The organism is Pseudolactococcus reticulitermitis (assembly GCF_002260845.1).
GTDB lineage: Bacteria > Bacillota > Bacilli > Lactobacillales > Streptococcaceae > Pseudolactococcus > Pseudolactococcus reticulitermitis.
Genome location: NZ_BEDT01000010.1, coordinates 1 through 4965 on the forward strand (window position 1 = coordinate 1; position 4965 = coordinate 4965).

Here is a 4965-nt window from a genome sequence, read left to right on the forward strand (position 1 = left end):
CAGAAAGATTTGAAAAGGTGAGGATTGAGAAATTGATTCCCTATGCAAGAAATGCAAGAACTCACAGCAAGGAACAGATTTTGCAGCTACGGTCCTCAATACGTGAATTTGGTTTTATTAATCCAGTCATCGTGGATAAGGATTTAAACTTGATTGCAGGACACGGTAGGATTTTAGCTGCGAAAGAAGAAGGAATTGAGAAAGTCCCATGTATCTTTGTGGAACATTTGACGGAGGCGCAAAAACGAGCCTATATTCTAGCAGACAATCGTCTGGCAATGAATGCTGGTTGGGATGATGAAATGCTTGCGATTGAGTTAAGTGAGTTACAAGATGATGACTTTGACTTGTCTTTGTTAGGTTTTGCGGATAGCGAATTGAATCAATTACTCATGGGGGATGATGCACAAGATGATGACTTTGATGTTGATGCTGAATTGGAAAGACCAACATTTAGTAAGACAGGGGATATCTGGCAATTAGGAAATCACAGAGTAATCTGTGGGGACAGCACCAAAGCAGAGACTTTTGAAAAACTTATGGAGGGGAAAAAAGCCAACCTCACAATCACTGATCCACCTTATAATGTAAACTATGAGGGAACGGCTGGAAAAATCAAAAATGATAATTTAGATAATGAGGTATTCTACAATTTCTTGTACGATGCCTTTTCTTGTATGCAAGATGTTATGGCGATTGATTCAAGCATTTATGTTTTTCATGCAGATACGGAAGGTTTAAATTTTAGAAAAGCATTTGTGGCTGCAGGATTTTATTTGTCAGGAACGTGTATTTGGAAAAAACAATCTTTTGTTCTAGGGCGTTCTCCTTATCAGTGGCAACATGAGCCAGTCTTATTTGGTTGGAAGAAGAAAGGAAAACATCAATGGTATACTGGTCGTAAAGAATCGACGATTTGGGAATTTGATAAACCCACAAAAAATAGTGAGCATCCAACGATGAAACCTATTCCTTTGCTTGCTTATCCGATTATTAATTCAAGTATGAGTAATTGTATCGTTTTAGACCCATTTGGTGGAAGTGGTTCAACGCTTATTGCTTGTGAGCAGACTGATCGAATTTGTTATATGGTTGAACCTGATGAAAAGTTTGTTGATGTCATTGTAAAACGATATGTTGAACAGGTCGGAACAAGCGATACTGTTACGCTTGAACGTGATGGAGAAACTTGTAAATATGATGAGGTGGCTACCTATGAGTAAGTTGACACTAGGCAGTTTGTTTTCGGGAAGTGGTGGCTTTGAATTGGGAGGATTACTTTCAGGAATAAGACCAGTTTGGGCAAGTGAAATTGAACCCTTTCCAATAAGGGTAACAACCAAAAGGTTACCACAAGTGGTACACTTAGGTAACATCAAACAAATCAATGGTGGCGAGATAGCACCTGTTGACATTATCACGTTTGGTAGCCCTTGTACTGATTTATCTATCGCAGGCAAACGAGCAGGACTAGTTGGCAGTCATTCTTCTTTGTTCTATCAAGCTATTCGAATTATCAAGGAGATGAGGTTTAAAACCAATGGAAAATATCCAAGATTTATTGTGTGGGAAAATGTCTGCGGTGCATTCTCTTCAAACAAAGGCGAAGATTTTAGAAGCGTCCTTGAAGAAATCTGCCAAATCAAAGACGAGCAACTTGTTATCGCTCAACCTGAAAAGTGGGTCAATGCAGGAAAAATCGTGGCAGAGGACTTCTCACTTGCATGGCGAGTGCTTGACGCTCAGTATTGGGGTGTTCCCCAACGTAGAAAACGTATCTATCTTGTCGCAGATTTTAGAAGTGAACGTGCCGATAAAATATTATTTGAGTCAGAAAGCTTGTCTGGGTATTCTACACAGAGCAGTTGCACGTGGCAAGATATTACCGCCGATTTTGAAGGTAGCTCTGGAGTCACAAGCCAATTTTGTTTAATGGATCAAGGTGGCAGTCGGATGAATATCTCTGAAAATGTTACTGGAACCCTTAGAGCACAGTCTAGTCATCCACCACTTGTTTTTGAAAACCATGGTCAAGATAGTCGTTTTAAAGGTCCAAGTGAAATGGCTCAAACTGTTCTTGCGACTTATGGGACAGGTGGGAATAATCAGCCATTTGTTGTTGAACCTAAAACTTATGATGTCAGACTGACATCGGAGGGAACAAGAAACTCACGAGCTAATATCTATGAGTGTGGTATTTCACGGACGATTGATACATCGGGCAATTTTCCAAGCAGCAACCAAGGAGGTGTTGCGGTTGTCGCTATTCAAGGTTCCATGATTGGACGTAAGGATAAGCATGGACCACAAGGAAGTGGTATCAATGAAGCTGTTAGTTTTACATTGAATACTGTTGATAAACACGCAATTGCTTATTCTTCTAGTAAGAATTCACACTTTACTCGTGCCGAAAAGGAGAAGGCAGGTACTCTTGTCGCTACTGATTATAAGGATCCGCCACTTGTTAATGATGGCAAGTATATTGTTCGTAGGTTAACACCAACGGAATGTGCGAGATTACAGGGGTTTCCGCCGTGGTGGTGTCGTAATATTGAAATTGAGAATCCAACTGAAAAAGATTTGGCGTTTTGGCGAGCAATATTTGACAGTCATCGACAAGCACTAAATAAAACGACTAAGTCAAAAAGTGATAAACAAATTATCAAGTGGTTACGAAATCCGCATTCGGATTCGGCAGAATACAAACTGTGGGGCAATGGTGTCGCACTTCCTTGTGTTTTATTTGTTCTTAGTGGCATTGTTTGGGCTGAAAAAAATTCAAAAATGAGCGATTAAATCGGACTTATGACTTGCTATTATAGTCGTTTAGAGTGATATATAGGGTAGTAAAAAGAAAGAAGGACAAACGAATGATTCCAAACAGAGAAATGATTGCCATTTTACGAGAGCAGTACCCAGAAGGAACACGAGTTAGCCTGCTCCAAATGAATGACGCACACGCCCCAGAGATTGGCACGTGTGGCACAGTAAAGGGAGTAGACGATATTGGTTCCATCATGGTGCATTGGGACAATGATTCAAACTTGAATGTTGTTTTTGGGGAAGACTATGTGGTCAAAATTTAACAAATATATTTTAAGAAATTTTTAAAGCCTTCTAAAAGGGGCTTTTTCAGTATTTAAAAAATATAAGAATTACTGATAATAATGGTTGATAAGACTTGACTTTAGAGTGCTTTAGAGTGATATATAGGGTACAAAGAATAAAGGAGCCTAAGACCATGGCAAAGCAAATGAGCAATAATATGATTGACAACATCATGAAGGAACATAGACGAGAAGTTGAAGATCGAAACATTTTAGCCCCCTCTGACAATAATGGAAAGAATTCTCTAGATGTTGAAGTCTACTTTCCAGATAACGAGCATAGCATTGAAGAAGGTTATTGTAGCTGGAGTGGCCTAGTCAATCTGCTTCGAATAAATAGTGATAAGCCAGAAGTTGTACGATTTATTGCTGACATGATGGAATAAACAGTAGTAAAGACAGCTTGAAAAGGCTGTTTTTGGAGTGGTAGATAAATCATAAAAGTAGTGACAGTAATAGGAGCTAAGACTTGACTTTAAAGGCCTTTAGAGTGATATATAGGGTACAAAGAATAAAGGAGCCTAAGACCATGGCAAAAAAACTAAGCAAGAACACGATTTATAACATTGCAGCTAATCAGTTGCGCGACATTAGAGAAAGAGGCGATTTAGAAACTCGAAACAATGATGCAGAAGATTTTCTAGATGTTTCAGTTTGGAGCATTAAGAAGATGATTGAGGAGGCTTATGAAGAGGGGCTGAAAGAAGTTCAAAGGAAATAAACAGTAGTAAAGACAGCTTGAAAGGGCTGTTTTTTGCGTGGTAAATAAATCATAAAAATAGTGACAGTAATGGGAGTTAAGACTTGACTTTAAAGGCCTTTAGAGTGATATATAGGGTACAAGAATAAAGGAGCCCAAGACCATAGCCAAAAAACTAAGCAAGAACACGATTTATAATATTGCAACAAATCATGTACCCGACCTTAAAAAGAGAGGCGATTTAGAAACTCGAAACAATGATGCAGAAGATTTTTTAGATGTTCCAGTTTGGTGTCTTAAGGGAATGATTGATGAAGCATACGAAGAAGGATTGAAACAAGTTCAGAATGACAAGTTCAGAATGATAAGGAGAAGGTTATCAAATTTAACGAAGAAATCAAAAAACAGATTATGGCCATTAGAAAAACAGGAAAAACAAATATGTTTGATGTGCCAATGGTTCAGAACCTTGCGAACGATTTGAATTATTGCGATCTCGTCATTTTCATTGAAGAGAACAAATTACAGTATTTGAATTTCATTATGACTGGAGAGAATCAATGAAAGAAGAAGTCTACTCTAAAGAAGATAAGCACGGTATTGATGTAATTGATAGATATCAAGGAAAGATAAATACTGTAAGCAATAAAACACTGGACGAAGTTAAGGAACAATACAGAAAATGGTTTCCCGACTCGTTTAAAGATTTATCATTCATTGAAAACTAGAAACAAGACATTATGGGTAGGAAAAAATAAGTAAAGACAGCTTGAAAAGGCTGTTTTTGGGTTATTTGGAAAAGGAGGTTCTCATTTGCGGAAATTGAAGAAGTATAAGCCAACCAAGTTTAAAGCTAAGAATTCCAAATATGATGAGAATCTCGCTGATTATGCAGTTGATTTTATTGAATGCTTGAGTCATACCAAAGGAACATGGGCAGGAAAACCATTTGAATTGATAGACTGGCAAGAACAGATTATTCGTGATTTATTTGGTATTGTCAAACCCAATGGCTATCGCCAATTCAACACAGCCTATATCGAAATTCCTAAGAAGATGGGGAAATCTGAACTTGCGGCAGCACTAGCCTTATTGCTCACGTGTGGTGATAATGAACAACGCGCGGAAGTTTACGGTTGTGCAGCTGATAGACAACAG

7 protein-coding genes and 2 pseudogenes are annotated in these 4965 nt (G+C 38.3%); all 9 read left to right on the forward strand.

Annotated features, from left to right (window positions below):
• A partial coding sequence (locus RsY01_RS10605) for a site-specific DNA-methyltransferase (RefSeq protein WP_238594982.1) occupies positions 1 to 1223 on the forward strand: 1223 nt, incomplete at its 5' end.
• Complete coding sequence (locus RsY01_RS10610) at positions 1216 to 2796, forward strand: DNA cytosine methyltransferase (protein ID WP_094785505.1); 1581 nt, start codon at positions 1216 to 1218, stop codon at positions 2794 to 2796. The genes RsY01_RS10605 and RsY01_RS10610, both read left to right, overlap by 8 nt.
• A gap of 74 nt (positions 2797 to 2870) precedes the next feature.
• Positions 2871 to 3086, forward strand: coding sequence for a DUF4314 domain-containing protein (locus RsY01_RS10615; RefSeq protein WP_094785506.1), 216 nt, complete (start codon positions 2871 to 2873; stop codon positions 3084 to 3086).
• Between the two features lie 155 nt (positions 3087 to 3241).
• Positions 3242 to 3493: a hypothetical protein gene (locus RsY01_RS10620; RefSeq protein ID WP_094785507.1), complete on the forward strand. Its 252-nt coding sequence runs from the start codon at positions 3242 to 3244 to the stop codon at positions 3491 to 3493.
• 143 nt (positions 3494 to 3636) lie between these two features.
• Entirely contained in the window at positions 3637 to 3828 is a 192-nt protein-coding gene (locus RsY01_RS10625) for a DUF6900 domain-containing protein (RefSeq protein ID WP_133063217.1), read from the forward strand.
• Between the two features lie 169 nt (positions 3829 to 3997).
• Positions 3998 to 4135 (forward strand): annotated as a pseudogene (locus RsY01_RS11155) (DUF6900 domain-containing protein); the annotation flags it as partial.
• Between the two features lie 68 nt (positions 4136 to 4203).
• The gene (locus RsY01_RS10635) at positions 4204 to 4371 is read left to right on the forward strand and encodes a DUF5049 domain-containing protein (RefSeq protein WP_274519424.1); all 168 of its coding nucleotides are present in this window, start codon (positions 4204 to 4206) and stop codon (positions 4369 to 4371) included.
• Positions 4368 to 4535, forward strand: coding sequence for a hypothetical protein (locus tag RsY01_RS10965; protein ID WP_157905827.1), 168 nt, complete (start codon positions 4368 to 4370; stop codon positions 4533 to 4535). The genes RsY01_RS10635 and RsY01_RS10965 overlap by 4 nt, the downstream gene beginning before the upstream one ends.
• An 85-nt stretch (positions 4536 to 4620) precedes the next feature.
• A pseudogene (locus tag RsY01_RS10640) lies at positions 4621 to 4965 on the forward strand (terminase large subunit); the annotation flags it as partial.